Origin of the sequence: Luteolibacter sp. Y139 (assembly GCF_038066715.1) — a bacterium.
In the GTDB taxonomy this organism is placed as follows: Bacteria; Verrucomicrobiota; Verrucomicrobiia; order Verrucomicrobiales; family Akkermansiaceae; genus Haloferula; species Haloferula soli.
Window position 1 is genome coordinate 268,212 of record NZ_JBBUKT010000001.1, and the last position, 17,391, is coordinate 285,602.

Below are 17,391 nucleotides of genomic sequence, written 5' to 3' on the forward strand. Positions count from 1 at the left end.
CGCGGGCGGGGCAGGTGGTTAGATCATTCGCGGCCCGTTTGCAATGCGCAAATCCCGTAGCCCCGGCCGCCAAGGGAGGACCGCCAATCACTGGCGGAGATCCTCCCCAGGGCCTGAATTTCACTGACCCATAAAGACTTACGACACCGAAGAACGGTGCGCATCGTAGGCCTCGATGATCCGGCCAACGACCGGGTGTCGGACAACATCCGCTCCCGTAAACCGCACGAAATCAATGCCCTCGACGCCCGCCAGCGCACGCTCCGCCTCAAACAGGCCGGACGGGACGTGAGGCTTCAAATCAATCTGGGAACCGTCCCCGGTCACCACCATCCGCGATTCTTCGCCCAGGCGGGTCAGCGCCATGAACATCTGCTCACGGGTGGTGTTCTGGGCCTCGTCCAGGATTACAAACGACCTCGCCAGCGTCCGGCCCCGCATGAAAGCCAGCGGCGCGATCTCGATCGTTCCGTCTGCCAGGTAGCGCTCGCCCTCCTCGTGGCCGATCATATCGTGGATCGCGTCGTAAAGCGGCCGCAGATAGGGAGCCACCTTTTCGCGCAGGTCGCCGGGCAGGAAACCGAGCGCCTCCCCCGCCTCGACCGCCGGACGGGTCAGCACCACCCGCTGCACCCGCTTGGCCTTGAGCATGGACAGGCCCATCGCCATCGCCAGGTAGGTTTTGCCCGTGCCCGCCGGACCGAGACCGAAAACGACGTCGCTCTTGTCGATCGCCTTGAGGTAGTCGAACTGCCTCGGGGTCTTCGGCACCACCGGCTTGCGACCGCGCAGCCCCAGCAACCGAACACCGGAAAGCTCGGACACCGATCCCCCGCCCTGCGAGGCCAGATCCACCGCCAGCCGGAAATCCCGGCCCCCGATCTCCGAGCCATGCCGCCGCGCCTGCTCCAGATCCGAAAACGCCGCCGCCGCCCGCTTCACGCCTTCTTCCGAACCCGCAAAAAGAATCCACCCATCCCGCGTGACCGCCCGGACACCCAGTTTCTCCTCCAAATACCTCAGCTCGTGGGTGTCATTCGCGAACAACGAGTTCAGGAAGGCCGCCGTCTCATACTCCAATTTGATCTCCGTCTCCGGGGCACTCATTGGATCTAACTAAACACCTCGAACCGGTGGGGTCAGGTGGAAAATACCAGTCTCCTTAGCGAGTGAACGCCAACCGGAAGAACCGGTGGCCTTCCCCGAGAGTCGAAGTCAGCCGGATCGTCCGCCGTTTGAATCCTCCTCCGAGATCCGTCGTTCCCGCGTCCTCATACTCGCTACCAGCTAGCGGAGTCCACGGCCCAGCCAGTCCGGCCGATGCCTCGATCATATAATCCAAGGCAGGCGCGGAACCATCCAGCCGCACGAGATACGACAAGAGCAGGTGCTGGTTCTCCTCCGCCGCTGCGCTGATGAGCGCCGGACCGCTATCCGCAACCGCCGGATCGGTGCCGCGGGCGAATTCCTCCAAATTGGTCATACCGTCGCCATCGGGATCGGCATCCTCACCCCAGACAGTCGCCTCGGTCTCCGAGGTCAGCGGCGCAAAGGCCTCTTCGGTCCAGTCGTCGTAAGCCGAAGGAGCCACAACCGTCACTTGCACGAGAATCTCATCCGTCCCCCCTTGCCCATCGCTGACCCGCAGCCGGAACGAATCCGCACCGAGGTAGCCGTCCGCCGGCTGATAGGAAATCTCGGGCGAAGCCCCCGTGGCAGGAGCAACAATCACTGCCGTCCCGTGGAGTGCCGCAGTCGATACCGTCCAGGAAAGAGGATCGTTGTCAGCATCTGTCGCCGAGACCGTCAATTGGAACGCGCCCGGATAGCCATCGCGCGACATCTCAACGGCGACCGAGTCTCCTTGGACAATCACCGGCACCACATTCGGCGGCGGATCAATGGTCACATTCACCATGATCGTATCCGTCCCGCCTTCGCCGTCCGATACCCGTACGACAAACGAATCCGTACCTGTGTAACTAGTCACCGGAAGGTAGCTCAGCGCCACCGTGCCACCGCTCGCAGGAGCGACGATACCCGCCGTGCCATGCGTTGCTTGAGTGAAGACCGACCACGTCAGAGCGTCGCCATTCGAATCGGTCGCCGACACCGACTGCTGGAAAGCGGTCGGGCTGCCATCCCGTGACATCGTCACCGACACCGAGTCTCCTTGCGCAATCACCGGCTCCACATTCGGCGGCGGCTGGATGGTCACATTCACCGTGATCGTGTCAGTCCCGCCTTGCCCGTCCGACACGCGAACGACAAACGAATCCGTACCCGTGTAGCCACTCAAAGGCGCATAGCTGAGCGCCACCGCGCCTCCGGTCGCAGGGGCAATCACTCCCGCCGTGCCATGCGTGGCCTGCGTGAAAATCGACCAAGCTAGTGGATCGCTGTTAGAATCAGTCGCATTCAGGCTGCGACTGAAGGCTGTCGGCGAACCATCGCGCGACATGGTCACCGCTACGGCGTCGCCCTCCGCAATCACCGGCGCCACATTCGGCGGCGGCTGGATGGTAAGATTCACCGTAATCGTGTCCGTCCCTCCTTGCCCATCCGAGACGCGGACAATGAACGAATCCGTCCCCGTATAGCCGCTCACAGGAACATAGCTGAGCGCCACCGTTCCACCCGTCGCCGGAGCCACCACGCCGGCCGTGCCGTGCGCCGCCTGAGTGGAAATCGACCACGTCAGCGAATTACCATCAGCATCGGTGGCGTTCAGGCTGCGACTGAAGGCCGTCGGCGAGCCATCGCGTGACATCGTCACGGCCACCGAGTCCCCTTGCGTGATCACCGGCGCTGTATTCGGCGGCGGCTCGATCGTGAGATTCACCGTGATGGTATCCGTACCACCTTGACCATCGGCCACCCGCACGACGAACGAGTCGGACCCCGTGTAGTTGGTCGTAGGCGTGTAGCTGAGCGCCACCGTGCCACCGGTCGCCGGAGCGACGACTCCAGCCGTGCCGTGCGCCGCCGCGGTGGAAATGGTCCACGTCAGAGGATCACTGTCGGCATCCGTTGCAGTCAGGCTGCGGCTGAAAGCAGTCGGCGTGTTGTTCCGCGAAAGGGTGACCGCCACCGAAGTCCCCGCAGTGATCACCGGCGGCTCGTTCGTCGGAATCAGGAACGCCCGCATCACCGCCATGTGCTGCATGCCAGTAGCCCCGCTATCGCCCGACTGGACTGGCGAGACGGCAGACAGCGGCGTGTAGTCGCGGCTATCGAAAACCAGTCCGTTCGTGTGCGTGTTCGGCGAGATCACCAGCGGCGTCGACAACGCGGCGAGGCTCGAACTCGGCATCACCCAGTCATACGGGCTGCTCTGGCCGGCGTTCGTGTTCGTGTTGCCCGATTGATCCGCCGGCCACGGTGCCGTCGTGACGACAGTGGAAGCCAGCGCCGTCACGCACGACTCCGTGCGGCTGTAGGTATTGAAATCGCCACCGATCACCACGTGATCCGTCGCCTTCTTTTCCGCCGCGATGTAGCCAGCCAGCTGCTGAGCCTCGGTTTGGCGACGGCTCGCGCTGTCGCTGGAGGACTTGAGGTGGACGCTGACGGCCAACAGGTTCATGTCGCCAGGCAGGTCGATCCGCGCCCAGACGAACTCCCGGTCGGTCAGGTCCGAGATGTCCCACACACCCGACGCCAGAATCGGATAACGGCTCACGATCCCGTTCGGGATGTTCTTCCCGCTTTCCACAAAGTAGGAGAAGGTGCTGCCGAAATACGCATTCACCCACGCGCGGTATTCGGCAGCGCTATTACCGCCGACGTTCATCTCCTGCACCAGCGCCACATCAGGATTCAGGCCATCGAAAATCCGGTTCCCGTGCCCGGCGTCATAGGACTGGTTGTTCCCGCTGGAAATGTTCGCGGCCATGATCCGCACCACCTCGTCCGCCGGAGCGAGGGCAGTAAAGAGCGCGAAAAACAGGGATGAGAGCGATACCAGCCGGGCAAACACGCGCCGAACAAGCACCATCAGGGCCAATCGCTCAATTCACGATCTCGTGAAACTACTGACACTAAGGAAAACTACTGACACGAGTTTCCCCTTCCATGTTGCAAGATGCAGCATGGAAGCCGCGGTAACCCTCCATCCGGCCTCTCTCACAGGATTGGCAGGGAACAAAGCCCCCACAAAAGCATCCCATGAAGCCCATCGCCCTCTTCGCTTCCATCGCCCTGGCGTTACTCGGCTCCGCGGCGGCAGAGCCCGTTCCCACCCGGAATCCCTTCGCCGACCACGGCCCGCTCCAAGTGAATGGGACCCACCTTTGCGACAAAACCGGCCAGCCCATCCAGCTCCGCGGCATGAGCACCCACGGCCTGCAATGGTACGGCTGGGGCAAATCCCTCACCCCCGCCGCGCTCGATGCCCTCGTCACCGATTGGGGTGCCGACATCCTCCGCGTCTCGCTCTACGTCCAGGAAGGCGGCTACGAGAAGAACCCGAAGAAGTTCATCGAGCAGGTCGACACCATCGTCGAGGAAGCCACCAAGCGCGGGCTCTACGTCCTGATCGATTGGCACATGCTCGATCCCGGCGATCCCATGCACAATCTCGACCGGGCCAAGGAGTACTTCACCCACATCGTCCAGCGCCACGGCAACAAGGCCAACCTCCTCTACGAGATCGCCAACGAACCGAACGGCAAATACCTCGCTGGCGATGGCAAGAAGCGCCCCGTGGATTGGGCCCGTATCAAGGACTACGCGCAGCAAGTCATCCCCGTGATTCGCGACGGCGCTCCTAACAGCGTCATCATCGTCGGCACCCCGGACTGGTCCTCGCTCGGCGTTTCCGGAGATCGCGGGCCGGAGGAAATCTATCAGAGCCCGCTGGCCGGGAAGAACTTCATGTACACCTTCCACTTCTACGCCGCCGACCACGGCGACGATTACCGGAAGGCCTTGGACAAGGCATCTGACAAGCTCCCCATCTTCGTCACCGAATGGGGCTCGCAGGAAGCCTCCGGAGACGGCCCGAATGATTTCAAGAGCGCCCAAGCCTACATCGACCTGATGGCCAAAAAGAAAATCAGCTGGATCAACTGGAACTACTCCGATGACGAACGCTCCGGCGCCGTCTTTCTCCCCGGCACCTGCCCGAAAGGCCCATGGACCGGCACTACGCTCAAGGAGTCGGGCAAGTGGGTGCAGACCAAGATGCTGGAGACGCGGTAACAACCCCGTCCCCATGATCATGCAAGCGGCGATGGGCTATCCCGGAGTCGGCACCTCAAACCACGGGATGCCCGGGATTGTCGGACCACCCTCATCGGTCGCCAGCCGGAAATGGACATGGTAGTGAATCGCCCCGGGGCGAAGAAGGGCAAACTGCGCGCTCTTCCAGCGGAACATTTGCGTCACGGTCACAACGTAGCTCCCTGCCGCAAGTTCGAACAGGGAATCGTCATAGGAGTGCCCGGACGTAATCACTGGGTGTGACCACATTTCCGGGCTATCGAGGGCCATTCTCAAGTTTCCAGCCGAGGTGAGACAGACCTTTCCGGGAGAATCGAACCTCGCGGAAAAAGAACGCGGATAGGAGTCGAAATCCGGATGCCGCTCGTCAGACACCAGCACCGAGAAGGTCTCTTGCGGGCATCCCCAGAAAACAGCCTGATGCTGGGACATGAGCTGGCAAACAGTCGACAAGTCATACCACTCTTCCAAATACCGCTCGTGACCAGTGAGTTCTGACATCACCACCGTCCGCGAGGAAGGCGCACCGGGAGCCGGACAGGCGATGATCCCGATGAACATGGCCTTCCCCGACGAAATCTCGAAAAGGGTTCCTGGATAATTCGAGGGCAACGGCGCACGGAGCCTTGGCACAAAGCCCTCCAATCCGGGAAGCGCGGGAAACTCTTCTGGCATCTCAGTATCCCCGATCAAAACAGACCCGCAAGGACCGCGCAAGCTGGCTACCTCACCTGCTGACACGCCTTTTCCCTTGCCACGGCAAGGCCTGGCGATTTTTTCAGACGCACGCCACCCGCGGTGTCGCTCCGCGACACGTCCATTAGAGACCCTATCCTGACTCCCATGATCGAAGTCGAGAATCTGTCCAAACAGTTCGGCAAAAAAACGGCCGTCGATGCCCTCTCCTTTTCCGTGCGGAAAGGCGAAGTGCTCGGTTTCCTCGGACCTAACGGTGCCGGCAAGTCCACCACCATGCGCATGGTCACGGGGTTCCTCCCGCCAAGCTCCGGCGATGCCAAGATCTGCGGCCACTCCATCGTCGACCAGCCGAATGAGGCCAAAAAGAAAGTCGGCTACCTGCCAGAGTCCGCACCACTTTATAACGACATGACCGTCAGTGGATTCCTGCGCTTCTGCGCGGACGTCCGCGGCCTCCGTGGCAATACCAAGAAGGATTCGGTGGAGCGCGCGATCGAGACCTGCTTCCTCCAGAGCGTCGCCTTCCAGTCCATCGACACCTTGTCAAAGGGTTACCGCCACCGCACCTGTCTCGCTCAGGCACTCCTCCACGACCCGGAAGTGCTGATCCTGGACGAGCCGACCGACGGCCTGGACCCGAACCAGAAGCACGAGGTCCGCCAGCTCATCAAGCGGCTCGGCGAAACCAAGGCGATTCTCTTCTCCACCCACATCCTCGAAGAGGTCGAGGCCTCCTGCACCCGCGCCGTCATCGTGGACCGCGGCAAGATCGTCGTCGACGGCACCCCGGCCGAGCTCATCGCCAAGGGCAAGGGCTCTCTGACCGACCTGTTCCGCAAGGTCACCACCCTCGACACCGCCGCCTGAAGCCAACTCCGGACCTTCCTTTTTCCCATGAACACCTGGACCATCTTCAAGCGAGAGCTTTCCAGTTACTTTAGCCAGCCGACAGCCTACGCGATCATCGTCGTGTTCCTGCTGCTGTCCCTCGGCTTCACCTTCACCTTCGGGAACTTCATGCGCGTGGGCGATGCCTCGCTGGAGTACTCCTTCTTCTTCTGGCATCCGTGGATCTTCATGGTGCTGGTGCCAGCCGTCGGCATGAAGCTGTGGTCGGATGAGCAACGCACCGGCACCATCGAGCTGCTGGGCACCTTCCCGATCTCGGTATGGAGCGCCATCTTCGGCAAGTACCTCGCCTCCTGCGTGGTCTGGCTGGTGGCGCTGCTGCTGACCTTCCCGATCGTGATCACCGTCAATTGGCTCGGCGACCCGGACAATGGCGTGATCTTCGCCGGCTACCTCGGCAGCTTCTTCGTCTGTTGCACCTTCCTGGCGGTCACCATGCTGGCATCCGCCTGCACCCGTGACCAGGTCGTCTGCCTCATCGTCGCCGTCGTCCTCTGCGTGGTCATGGTCCTCTGCGGCTACGACGACTTCGTCCGCGAAGTCGGCAAGGCCACCTCGGACAACGTCGGCAGCGGGCTCGCCTCCATCGGCGTGTGGGATCACTTCCGCTCGCTGAGCCGCGGCGCCTTCCGCCTGCAGGATGCCGTCTGGTTCGGCTCCATCATCATCACCTCGCTGCTGGGCACCAGCGCGATCCTCTCCGCCAAGCGCGCCTGAACCTCTTTCCCTTCACTGATCCATGAGCAAAGAAGCAAAGACCGTCCATCCGATGGCACGTGCGGTTCTCGCGATCACGGCCCTCGGCGTCATCGTCGTCTCGGCCAATCTCCTGATCTCCTCGCTGGGCGTTGGCCACAAGAACGCCGACTTCACCGCAGACAAGGTCCACACCCTGTCCGAAGGCACCCGCGGCATTCTCAAGGAACTCGGAGCCCCCGTCACCATCCGCTACTACGCCACCCGTAGTTCGGAATACATGCCGGAAGACCTGAAGCTCCACATGCGCCGCGTCGATGACCTGCTGGCGGAATACCAGAATCTCTCCGGCGGCAAGCTGCGCGTCGAGCAACTGGATCCCCAGCCCGACACCGATGCCGAGGACGCCGCCAATCTCGACGGCATCCGCGGCCAGCGCATGGACGACCAGAACCTCTACTTCGGTCTGGCCGTCTCCTGCATCGACCGCACGTCGACCATTCCCTTCATCGACCCGAGCCAGGAGACCATGCTCGAGTATGAGATTTCCAAGGCGATCTCGGAAGTGTCCCGCGCCACCAAGCCGGTCATCGGCCTGATGTCCGGCCTGCCCATCGCCGGCGAACCGCAGAACCCGATGGCGATGATGCAGGGCCAGCAGGGCGCCCAGCCGTGGGTCGCCTACTCGCAGCTCGCGCAGTCCTACGAGGTGAAGAACCTCACCATGACCCCTGAGAAGATCGATCCGAGCATCGACGTCCTGCTCGTGTTCCATCCGGCGGGCATCACTCCGGAAGCGGAGTTCGCCATCGACCAGTACGTGCTGCAGGGCGGCACCGTGGTGGCCTGCCTCGACCCGATGTCCGTGGCCGCGCAGATGACCGACCGCGGCAACCCGATGACCGGTGGCGGCGGTGCTCCCACATCCTCCACGCTCCCGACCTTGCTCGGTGCTTGGGGTGTCTCGATGGCCAGCCAGGTGGTGGGCGACTTGAACTACCAGACCACCATGAGTGGCAACCGGCCCGCCGTGTCGGTGCTCACCGTTCCCCAGGCGGGCATGCCCCAGCGGGACAAGGACGTGATCACGAAGAACATCAGCAGCCTGGTGTTCTTCCTGCCAGGTGGCTTTACCAAGACCGGCAGCGCCGGCGTGGCGATCACCTCGCTCGTGAAGTCCTCCGACAAGTCCGGCCTCGTCGATTCCGCGAAAGCCGCCCAACTCGATCCGAACCTCGCACGCACCATCAAGGACACGAAGTCCTATGACCTCGTGATGCACCTCAAGGGCAACTTCAAGACCGCCTTCCCGAAGGGCAAGCCCGGCACCGAAGAACCGAAGCCTGAGGAGAAAAAGGACGAGGCCAAGGACGGAGAAAAGAAGGACGAGAAGAAGGAGGAAAAACCAGCCGCCCTCACCGAGGCGACCAAGGAAGGCAACGTCTTCCTGATCTCCGACATCGACATCTTCTTCGATCAGTTCGCCTACCGTGTCCAGCGCTTCGGCAACATGCAGATGGCGCAGCCGATCAACGGCAACTCGTCGCTGCTCTTCAACATCGTCGACCAGGCCGCGTCCTCCACCCACCTGATCGGCGCCCGCAGCCGCGCGGCGATCGCCCGTCCCTTCACCAAGATCAAGGACCTCGAAACCGCGTTCACCACGAACTACGGCGCGAAGATGGAGGAGAAGCAGAAGGAACTCGATAAGGTCAGCGAGGACATCAACAAGCTGGTCCAACAGCGTGCGCAGGGCGACCGCGTGTTCATGGACTCCGACCTGGAAGCGAAGATCCGCGAGGGCCGCGCCCAGCAAGTGAGCGCCCGCAAGGAACTCCGCGACATGGAAAAGGACCTGAAACGCGAGAAGGACAAGATCTCGGGCAAGGCCACGCTCTACAACGTCGCCGCCATGCCGCTGCTGGTCATCCTGATCGGGCTGGGGCTGTTCATCAAACGCCGCACCTCCACCCGCGCCCGCTAATCCACCATCTCACCTTTACCCACTCCAGCCATGAACAAACGCCAAGTCGTTGTCCTCTGGATCGTCGCCATCGTCCTTGCCACCGCCGCGTTCTTCGCGCGCTCGGGCAAGTCGAAGGGCTTCGAGAGCAAGACTGAACGCAGCCGCAGCCAGACCGTGCTCGCCGATTTCGCCGCCGACCAGGTGGCGAAGATCAAGGTGAGCTCCGGTGAAAACACCACCACGCTCGTCCGCAAGGACGGCAAGTGGTCCGTCGAAGAGCGCGGCGGTTATCCTGCCAAGACCACCGCCGTGAACGAATTCCTGCGCTCGCTCGCGGAGGTGAAAGTCATCGAAGGTGTGGAAGCCGCGCCCTCGTTCGCGCCACGCTTCGGCATGGACCCGGGTTCTTCCAAGCCGGAGGAACGCGGCGTCGAAGCCGTGCTGTCGAATGATGCCGGCACCGAACTCGCCCACGTCACCCTCGGCAAGAATCTGCAAGCCGCCGGTGAAGACCCGATGGCCGCCATGATGGGTGGCGGTGGTGGTTCCACCGGCCGCTTCCTCCGCAATCACGCCGACCAATCCGGTGTCTACAAGGTGAGCGAGATGTTCTCCGCCCTGAGCCCGGAGCCGAAGAGCTGGCTCAATGACGAATTCGTGAAGGTCGAGAAGATCAAGAGCGTCTCCGTCAGCGACAAGGGCCAGCCCGACAAGATCAACTGGAAGGTCACCCGTGCCGACGAGAATGCCGACTTCACCATCGACTCACCGAAGCCCGGCGAAAGCGTCGACAGCACCGCCGGCAACGGACTGAAGAGCCTCTTCTCCTACGCCCGCTTCGAGGACGTGATGCCCGCCGACAAGGCCGGCGAGGCTTCCAAGCCCGCGGAGAAGATCACCGCGAAGATCGAGACCTTCGAAGGCTTCACTTACACCATCACCCTCGAGCCCGCCGAAGCCGAGAAGCCGAAGGAGCCCGCCCAGCCCGATGCCCCGGCCCCTGAAGCAAACTACCTGATGACCGTGAACGTGGAGGCCACCCTGCCCACCGAGCGCAAGAAGGAGGAGAAGGAGTCCGAGGAAGACGCCAAGACCAAGGACAAGGCTTTCGCCGACCGCAAGACCGAGCTCGAGAAGCGCCTCGCCGCCGAAAAGGCCATGGCCGGCAAGGTCTTCAAGGTCACCAAATACACCGTGGATCCATTGCTCAAGCTGCGCTCGGAAGTCGCTCCGCAGCAGGCTGCTCCCGGAGGCCCCGCCAAAGGCCCGGGACCAGCAGGCACCAGCATGGTGCTGCCGGGTGAAGGTGGTGCCATGACCCCGCCGGTGCAGGTCCCTCCCATGCCCCCCCGCCGCAAGCCGGTGGAAGCAGTCACCCCGCCGATCGCCATCCCGCCACTTGAGGAAGGCGAGCAAGCAACCCCGCAGCCTCCCAAGGAGGAAAAACCCTCCGAAACAAAGCCTCCGGAGGAAAAACCCGCGGAGGAGAACAAGGGACAATAACTTCCAAATCAACAAAAAGGGCGGCCGCGAGGCCGCCCTTCTTGTTTCCGGCCTCTCAGCCAGATTTGATAGAGGCAGCCAGTTCTTCAGCGCCAACGGCGCGAAAGCCCTTAGCCCAGCCCATCGGGCTGGGTCATCGGTGCATTTTCCAAGAAGGGCTGAAGGCCCGGCAGACGGCAAAATCGCCGCACTGGCTTCAGAAGCTTTCCCTTTTTCCCGTTTCCCTAGGCATACGGGAAAAAAGGAATCCAGCGGCAGCCCCCAAAGGTCACCCCAAATACTCCTCGAACCAGTCCGCGATCGAAGAAACGACCTGCGGGTACGAGGACTCGTCGAAGGAATGCTCGGCACCCTTGATCTCGATCAAGCGCTTCGGCTCCTCCGCCGTATCATAGGCATCCCGGCTGTCTTCCGGCAGCACCACATCATCCGCAGTGCCGTGGATCAGAAGCCACGGGACGCTCACCTGACCCACCTCGTCGAAAAGGTCGCCGATCGCGCAGAAATCATCGACGTGCTTCTGGGACAGCGGCGCCTCGGAATTGTCCCACATGAAGCCCTTGTCGGGGATCACATTCCCGAACTCGCGCTCATAGAAGGCCTCGGTCCGCACCATTCCTGCCAAGGAAACCAGCACGCGGATGCGCGGGTCTTCCGCAGCCACCGTGACGCCCACGGCACCGCCCATGCTGTGTCCGATGTAGGCCACCTTCAGCCCGGACGGCAGCGCTTCGAGGATATCCCGCAAGTCGCGGCTTTCCTTCGTGATGGTCGCGTGGCGGAAGTCCCCTTCCGAGCTTCCGTTGCCTGACCAGGAGATCCGGAGGCAGGGCCAGCCGCGGGCGGCGAGTCCTTCAGCGACCGCGATCAGCAGCGGCCGGTCCTTGTTTCCCGTCACGCCGTGACCTAGCAGGACGAGAACGTCCTCGCGGTTGCCGGGGTGAAAAGCGGTGTCGAGCTTCTCGCCGACGCGGTTGCGGAATTCAGGAAGATCCATCGGAAAATGCTGGGCTCAATGAACCGTGCGGCCCGGAAAGGTCAACTCCGCCACGCCGGACTTGTCGAGTTCTCCGAGCCCGAGCTCGACCATCCGGTGGTATTGCGCCTCGGTGGCGAGCGACAACGGCGTGTTCACACCGGCCTCGGCGGCGAGGGCGTTGGCGATGCCGCTGTCCTTGCAGGCATGGGCAGCGGAGAAGAAGCAATCGTGCTCGCGGGCGATCATGTCGTCCCCATCGGTCTCCAGCACCCGGGAGTTCGCCCCGGTCTGGGAAAAGACCTCCTTCAGCATCGCAAGGTCGAGCCCGAGCGCGGCCCCGAGGCCCAATCCCTCGGCGAGACCGGCGGTGTTGATGTTCATCACCATGTTCACCAGTGCCTTCACCTTCGCCGCCTTGCCGGTGCCGCCCACATGGCGCAGCGAGGATGACAGATCCTTGAGAATCGGTTCCACCTTGGCGTAGGTCTCCGCCGAGCCACCCACCATCAGATAGAGCGTGCCCTGCCGTGCCTGCGTGATCGAGGACGCCATGCAGGCTTCCAGCGCGGTCGCACCCACCGCTTGGCAGGCAGCGTCCACCTCCTCATGCACCGCCGGGCTGATCGTGGCGCAGTTGATGAAGGTCTTGCCGCCCGCATCGGTCAGCAGCGAATCCCCTTCCGGGGCGAAGATCCCATGCATCGCGGCGTCATCGGTCACCACCGTGAGGATCACATCCGCGGCAGCCGTCACCTGGGCGAGCGTCGCCGGAGCCGTGCAGCCAAGTTCGGCGGCGAGGTCCTGAGCCAGCTTCGGGAAGACATCGAAGACCGCCGTGACCGGATACCCCTGATCCTTCAGGCGACGCGCCATATTCGCTCCCATGCGGCCGGTTCCGACGACTCCGATGCGTGCTTTCGACATGAGGCAAAAGTTGGCCCAGTCCCCGGGACCTGTCCACCACCGCCCGCTTTCCCGGAAAAATCCTGTCTTTTTCCGCCGGGTTGCAAAACATCCCCGCCACTCGGACGTTTCACCTGTCCTGCAATTAACGCCAAACCCATGCAACGCACCGCATACCTCGCCTTGCTGCTCTCCGCCGCACCGATGCTTGCCCACGCCGACCCGCTCAGCCAGGCGGATCGGGAGGCCCTCATCGAGAAACTCGAAAACCTCCGCGAAAACGCCAAGGAGAAGGCCATGGGCCGGATCGGCACCGCCATGAGCGCCTACAAGGCGGCGATGGGAAGCGATGAGGCAGCTGTCGAGTTCTACCTGAAGTGCGTGGAAAAGGTCGAATTCGAGGACCAGAAGAAGAGCGCCCAGGACTTCCGCGAATGGAAGCGCCGCCAGGAAGACCAACTGAAGCAGGACGGCCTCGGCCGCTGCCTGCGCCACCAGCTCCGCTGGCTGGTGCTCACGCTCGAAGCCGCGGAAGCACAGGGCAATTTGAAGGATCTCGCTCCGAAGGCCAGCGCCGCGCTGGATGACATTTTCAACTCTCCCGACCAGTTCGGTGGCAACGTCGGCCCTCTCCGCGAACCGGTGACCAACACCGTCTTCGCCCGCGCCTACAACATCGGCGGCGCCAAGGTCGAAAACTGGCCGCTCTCGCCGCTGGAAATCCCCGCCATCTTCAATCAGGTCCTCTTCCCACCCCTTCGTGCCACCGGCAAGCTCGATGCCCTGCGCGAGCAATGGCAGCGCCGCATCCGCTACGAAGGCGTCATGCACAAGGAGTGGGGTGGCGGCGGTCGTGGCGGTGAAAACCGCGGCGGTGGCCGTCCCGGAGAAGGCCGCGGCGGCGAAAACCGCGGTGGCGGCGGTCACGCCGAAGACCACTCGGCCGAATACGAAAAGTTCGTCAACGAGACCCTGCCCGACCTGAAGTGGCAGATGGAGGAGGACATGTACAAGTCCGGCGACCAGCAGCGCGCCGCGGTCAACATGCTCGCCCACATCGAGAACAATCTGACCCATCCCAAGGCCCGCGACTGGGCGGAGCGCTTCAAGACGCTCATCGAGCCGCCGAAGGCTGAGGCTACGCCCAAGGAGACCGCGGACAAGACCGGCCCCTGACCCGTACTTTCAGCGCGGGTCGCCGAATTGCGTCACCGGGGCAATTCCGATTGTCCCGGCCGCAACATCCCGGTTGTTTTACCGGTAATCGTCCCCGCCATGAAAGCCATCGTCCTCAGCCTCGCCTTTGCCGCCACCGCCTTCGCCGCGGATCCTCCGACTCCACCGGTACTGGCCATCGGTTCGCCGGTGCCGGATTTCGAGTTGCCGGGGATCGACGGCCAGAAGCACAAGCTCGCCGAATACGCCGGCGCGAAGGTGCTGTGCCTGATCTTCACCTGCAACCACTGCCCGGATGCGATCGCCGCCGCGCCGCGGATGGAGCAGATCTACAAGGACTATAAGGACAAGGGCGTCGCTGTGGTGGCGATCAACAGCAGCAGCCCGCTCGGCCTGACGCCGGACGAACTTGGCTACGGCGCGCATGGCGACTCGTTCGAAGAGATGCCCCTTTTCGCCAAGGATAGTGGCTGGACCATGCCCTACCTCTATGACGGCGAGACCCAGACGCTCAGCTCCGCCGTGGGTGCCCAGTCCACCCCGCACGCGTTTGTCTTCGGCCAGGATCGCAAGCTCGCCTACACCGGCCGCCTCGATGATGCCCAGCGCAAGAAGGGCCCCGTCGAGAAAAGCTACCTGCGGGATGCGCTGGATGCCGTGCTCGCCGGCCAGCCGGTGAAGGAGCCGGTCACCCGCTCCTTCGGCTGCTCCACCAAGTGGCTCTGGAAACAAGCGTGGCGTGAAAAGGACCAGAAGGCATGGGAAGCCAAGCCGGTGACGATCGAGAAGCTCGACGTGGAAACCGCCCAGAAGCTCCGCGCCAACGGCTCCGGCAATGTCCGTCTGATCAATTTCTGGTCCACCACCTGCGGACCCTGCGTCGCCGAGTTCCCCGCCCTGGTCGACGCCTACCGCCGCTTCCAAAACCGCTCGTTCGACTTCGTGAGCATCTCGCTCGATCCCGTCAGCGATGAGGCGAAGGCGCTGAAGTTCCTCGAAAAGCAGCACCTCGCGTTGTCGGACCGGACCAAGGAGTCGGTCGAAAAGGACGGCCGCAAGACCAACAACTACCTCTTTTCCGGCGACAATCCGGACAAGCTGGCGGAAGCCATCGACAAGGAGTGGACCGGTGCCCAGCCGCACTCGGTGCTCCTCTCGCCAAAGGGTGAAATCGTCTGGCGCCATACCGGAGCCGTCGATCCCGTCGAGCTGCGCCGCGAGATCGTGAAAGCGATGGAAGGAATGCCGTAAACCCTTTCCGTGCCGCCGACGTTTCCCGTTGCTGCTCCGTTAGGGGCCGCGTTTCGTTTCCCTTGAGATCTGAGATCCCACCCATGAAATCCAATTCCATCCTGCCCATCCTGTTTGGTGCCGGCCTGACCGCCGCGCTTATTTCCGCCGCCTCCGCCGGGGAGGGCTACAAGGACACCCCGCTTATCCCGGGCTCGAAGTGGCACGTGCACGATCCGGATCGTCCGAAGCCGCCGATTGTCACCCCGGGCAAGCAGTTCGACCAGATGGCCGACGCGCCGTCCGACGCCGTGGTCCTCTTCAACGGCAAGGACTTCTCCAAGTGGGTCGGCGAAAAGGGCGACGTGCAGTGGAAGATCGAGAACGGCTATGCCGAGACCACCCACACCGGCCGCATCCACACCAAGGACGAGTTCGGCGACTTCCAGCTCCACATCGAATTCGCCACCCCGGCCAAGGTCGAAGGCAATGGCCAGGGCCGTGGCAACAACGGCGTGAACATCTACGGCAAGTATGAGGTCCAGGTGCTCGATTCCTACAACAACGACACCTACGCCGACGGCCAGGCCTCCGCGATCTACGGCCAGACCCCGCCGATGGTAAATGCCTCCCGCCCGCCGGGCGAATGGCAGACCTACGATATCATCTTCGAAGGCCCGCGCTGGGATGCCTCCGGCAAGCTCCTGAAGAAGGCCTACCTCACGGTGCTCCACAACGGCCTCATCGTTCACAATCGCCGCGAACTGCACGGCGATACCCGCTACCGCGCCGTCGGCAACTACGATACCCCGCAGCCGCCGAAGGGCTTCATCGAGCTCTACGAACACGGCAATCCGGTCCGCTTCCGCAATATCTGGATCCGCGAGATCAAGATCCCGACTCCCGAGGATCTCGGCATGGTCCCGGACGCGAAGTAACGGCAAATACGGGATTTCCCTATCTCCGAACCCTTGGAACCCCGGATTTTCCGGGGTTCTTTTGTGACAAGGATGACATCGGGGTTGCGGGTTGGGGGACTTTGTGAAAAATTTCACAAGCCCAAGCGCTATGAGCATGACCACCGTCCCACAGGGCCGCAGCGAGCGGTTTCCCTTCGAACTTGTCCGGCCCCAGTTGGAAAAGGTGGAAGCCTCCATCCGCGATCAGGTCCGCGCCTTCGATCCGGCGGTGGAGCCGTATGTCAGTTATGTTTGCAATACCTCGGGCAAGCGCATCCGCCCTGCCCTCTCGGTCCTGACCGGCGGCGCCCTCGGCGGCGTCGAAGAGAATCACCTCAAGATCGGCGTCATCCTGGAGCTGATCCACATGGCGACGCTGGTGCACGATGACATCATCGACGGTGCCGTCACCCGCCGCATGATCCCGACCGCCAATGCCAAGTGGGGCGCAGGCCTCTCGGTGCTGCTCGGCGATGCCCTGTTCTCGCACGCGCTGCACCTCGCGACCGAGTTCGAGAACATCTCGATCTGCCGCAAGGTCGGCCACGCCTCGCGCGAGGTCTGCCAAGGCGAGATCATTCAGACCCAGCGCCGCTGGGACCTCACGCTGACCAAGGCCGACTATTTCCGGATCATCGAAATGAAGACCGGCGCGCTCTTCGCTGCCGCCACCGGCATCGCCGCCGCACTGTCGGGAGCCGATGCCGAGACCGAAGCCCGCATGTTCGACTACGGCATGAAGCTGGGCACCGCCTACCAGATCTACGACGACTGCCTCGACCTCGTCGGCAGCGAGGAAGACGTCGGCAAGACGCTCCGCACCGACCTTGAGAAGGGCAAGCTGACCCTGCCGATCCTCAACCTGCTCGAAAGCGCCAGCGAGTCGCAGCGCGCCAAGCTGAACAAGCGCATCATCGATCAGGAGGCGCTCGACCTGCCAGTGCTCGTCGGCATCGCCGAATACGAAGGCGCCATCGAGTCGGCAGTCGACACCGCTGCCAACATGCTCGGCACCTGCCGCGACCACCTCATCGGCCTGCCCGGCAGCGAACACGTGGATGCGCTGGAGCAGATCACGTGGTTCCTCGCCGCGCTGCTCGAGAAGTGCCGCCGCTAATCGAGCGTCTCCGTGTCCCAAAGGGACTTCA

Annotated in this window: 13 protein-coding genes and 1 pseudogene; 9 read left to right on the forward strand and 5 right to left on the reverse strand. The window is 62.9% G+C overall.

Annotated elements, in window-relative coordinates; genetic code table 11:
• Positions 1-138: 138 nt before the first annotated feature.
• The gene (locus WKV53_RS01200; RefSeq protein WP_341402495.1) at positions 139-1,107 is read right to left on the reverse strand and encodes a PhoH family protein; all 969 of its coding nucleotides are present in this window, start codon (positions 1,105-1,107) and stop codon (positions 139-141) included.
• A 55-nt stretch (positions 1,108-1,162) separates the two neighbouring features.
• A complete protein-coding gene (locus WKV53_RS01205) occupies positions 1,163-3,979 on the reverse strand; it encodes an Ig-like domain-containing protein (RefSeq protein ID WP_341402497.1) in 2,817 nt (938 codons plus the stop codon).
• Between the two features lie 188 nt (positions 3,980-4,167).
• On the opposite strand from WKV53_RS01205, the gene WKV53_RS01210 reads away from it, so the two are divergent.
• On the forward strand, positions 4,168-5,202 hold the full coding sequence (locus WKV53_RS01210; RefSeq protein ID WP_341402499.1) for a glycoside hydrolase family 5 protein: 1,035 nt from the start codon (positions 4,168-4,170) through the stop codon (positions 5,200-5,202).
• A 36-nt stretch (positions 5,203-5,238) separates the two neighbouring features.
• Here WKV53_RS01210 and WKV53_RS01215 read toward each other — a convergent pair whose 3' ends face one another.
• Complete coding sequence (locus WKV53_RS01215) at positions 5,239-5,784, reverse strand: hypothetical protein (RefSeq protein WP_341402501.1); 546 nt, start codon at positions 5,782-5,784, stop codon at positions 5,239-5,241.
• A 282-nt stretch (positions 5,785-6,066) separates the two neighbouring features.
• Here WKV53_RS01215 and WKV53_RS01220 point away from each other — a divergent pair.
• From WKV53_RS01220 to WKV53_RS01235, 4 genes and pseudogenes are all read left to right on the forward strand, one after another.
• Positions 6,067-6,735: pseudogene (locus tag WKV53_RS01220) on the forward strand (ABC transporter ATP-binding protein); the annotation flags it as partial.
• Between the two features lie 81 nt (positions 6,736-6,816).
• Positions 6,817-7,548, forward strand: a complete 732-nt coding sequence (locus tag WKV53_RS01225) for an ABC transporter permease (RefSeq protein ID WP_341402505.1) — start codon at positions 6,817-6,819, stop codon at positions 7,546-7,548.
• A gap of 22 nt (positions 7,549-7,570) precedes the next feature.
• Positions 7,571-9,511 (forward strand): Gldg family protein, encoded by a 1,941-nt coding sequence (locus WKV53_RS01230; RefSeq protein WP_341402507.1) that lies wholly within the window; start codon positions 7,571-7,573, stop codon positions 9,509-9,511.
• A gap of 30 nt (positions 9,512-9,541) precedes the next feature.
• Positions 9,542-10,996 (forward strand): DUF4340 domain-containing protein, encoded by a 1,455-nt coding sequence (locus WKV53_RS01235; RefSeq protein ID WP_341402509.1) that lies wholly within the window; start codon positions 9,542-9,544, stop codon positions 10,994-10,996.
• 268 nt (positions 10,997-11,264) lie between these two features.
• Here the strand turns inward: WKV53_RS01235 and WKV53_RS01240 are convergent, their stop codons facing one another.
• Both WKV53_RS01240 and WKV53_RS01245 read right to left on the reverse strand, forming a co-directional pair.
• Positions 11,265-11,993 carry an alpha/beta hydrolase gene (locus tag WKV53_RS01240; RefSeq protein WP_341402511.1) on the reverse strand — a complete coding sequence of 243 codons (729 nt, stop codon included), beginning with the start codon at positions 11,991-11,993 and terminating at the stop codon, positions 11,265-11,267.
• Between the two features lie 15 nt (positions 11,994-12,008).
• On the reverse strand, positions 12,009-12,899 hold the full coding sequence (locus tag WKV53_RS01245; protein ID WP_341402513.1) for an NAD(P)-dependent oxidoreductase: 891 nt from the start codon (positions 12,897-12,899) through the stop codon (positions 12,009-12,011).
• Positions 12,900-13,037: 138 nt separating this feature from the next.
• Between WKV53_RS01245 and WKV53_RS01250 the strand changes: the two genes are divergently transcribed.
• The 4 genes from WKV53_RS01250 to WKV53_RS01265 all read left to right on the forward strand — a co-directional run bounded on the left by WKV53_RS01250 (position 13,038) and on the right by WKV53_RS01265 (position 17,360).
• Positions 13,038-14,054, forward strand: coding sequence for a ferritin family protein (locus WKV53_RS01250; protein ID WP_341402515.1), 1,017 nt, complete (start codon positions 13,038-13,040; stop codon positions 14,052-14,054).
• 99 nt (positions 14,055-14,153) lie between these two features.
• A complete protein-coding gene (locus WKV53_RS01255) occupies positions 14,154-15,305 on the forward strand; it encodes a redoxin domain-containing protein (RefSeq protein WP_341402517.1) in 1,152 nt (383 codons plus the stop codon).
• 83 nt (positions 15,306-15,388) lie between these two features.
• On the forward strand, positions 15,389-16,222 hold the full coding sequence (locus WKV53_RS01260; protein WP_341402519.1) for a 3-keto-disaccharide hydrolase: 834 nt from the start codon (positions 15,389-15,391) through the stop codon (positions 16,220-16,222).
• A gap of 136 nt (positions 16,223-16,358) precedes the next feature.
• On the forward strand, positions 16,359-17,360 hold the full coding sequence (locus WKV53_RS01265) for a polyprenyl synthetase family protein (RefSeq protein WP_341402521.1): 1,002 nt from the start codon (positions 16,359-16,361) through the stop codon (positions 17,358-17,360).
• The last annotated feature ends 31 nt before the right edge of the window (positions 17,361-17,391 follow it).

What these genes read in the sequence shown, in the direction of transcription:
- WKV53_RS01200 (WP_341402495.1), bottom strand. Translation starts at nt 1,107, where the DNA reads ATGAGTGCCCCGGAGACGGAGATCAAATTGGAGTATGAGACGGCGGCC.
- WKV53_RS01210 (WP_341402499.1), top strand. Translation starts at nt 4,168, where the DNA reads ATGAAGCCCATCGCCCTCTTCGCTTCCATCGCCCTGGCGTTACTCGGC.
- WKV53_RS01215 (WP_341402501.1), bottom strand. Translation starts at nt 5,784, where the DNA reads ATGTTCATCGGGATCATCGCCTGTCCGGCTCCCGGTGCGCCTTCCTCG.
- WKV53_RS01225 (WP_341402505.1), top strand. Translation starts at nt 6,817, where the DNA reads ATGAACACCTGGACCATCTTCAAGCGAGAGCTTTCCAGTTACTTTAGC.
- WKV53_RS01230 (WP_341402507.1), top strand. Translation starts at nt 7,571, where the DNA reads ATGAGCAAAGAAGCAAAGACCGTCCATCCGATGGCACGTGCGGTTCTC.
- WKV53_RS01235 (WP_341402509.1), top strand. Translation starts at nt 9,542, where the DNA reads ATGAACAAACGCCAAGTCGTTGTCCTCTGGATCGTCGCCATCGTCCTT.
- WKV53_RS01240 (WP_341402511.1), bottom strand. Translation starts at nt 11,993, where the DNA reads ATGGATCTTCCTGAATTCCGCAACCGCGTCGGCGAGAAGCTCGACACC.
- WKV53_RS01245 (WP_341402513.1), bottom strand. Translation starts at nt 12,899, where the DNA reads ATGTCGAAAGCACGCATCGGAGTCGTCGGAACCGGCCGCATGGGAGCG.
- WKV53_RS01250 (WP_341402515.1), top strand. Translation starts at nt 13,038, where the DNA reads ATGCAACGCACCGCATACCTCGCCTTGCTGCTCTCCGCCGCACCGATG.
- WKV53_RS01255 (WP_341402517.1), top strand. Translation starts at nt 14,154, where the DNA reads ATGAAAGCCATCGTCCTCAGCCTCGCCTTTGCCGCCACCGCCTTCGCC.
- WKV53_RS01260 (WP_341402519.1), top strand. Translation starts at nt 15,389, where the DNA reads ATGAAATCCAATTCCATCCTGCCCATCCTGTTTGGTGCCGGCCTGACC.
- WKV53_RS01265 (WP_341402521.1), top strand. Translation starts at nt 16,359, where the DNA reads ATGACCACCGTCCCACAGGGCCGCAGCGAGCGGTTTCCCTTCGAACTT.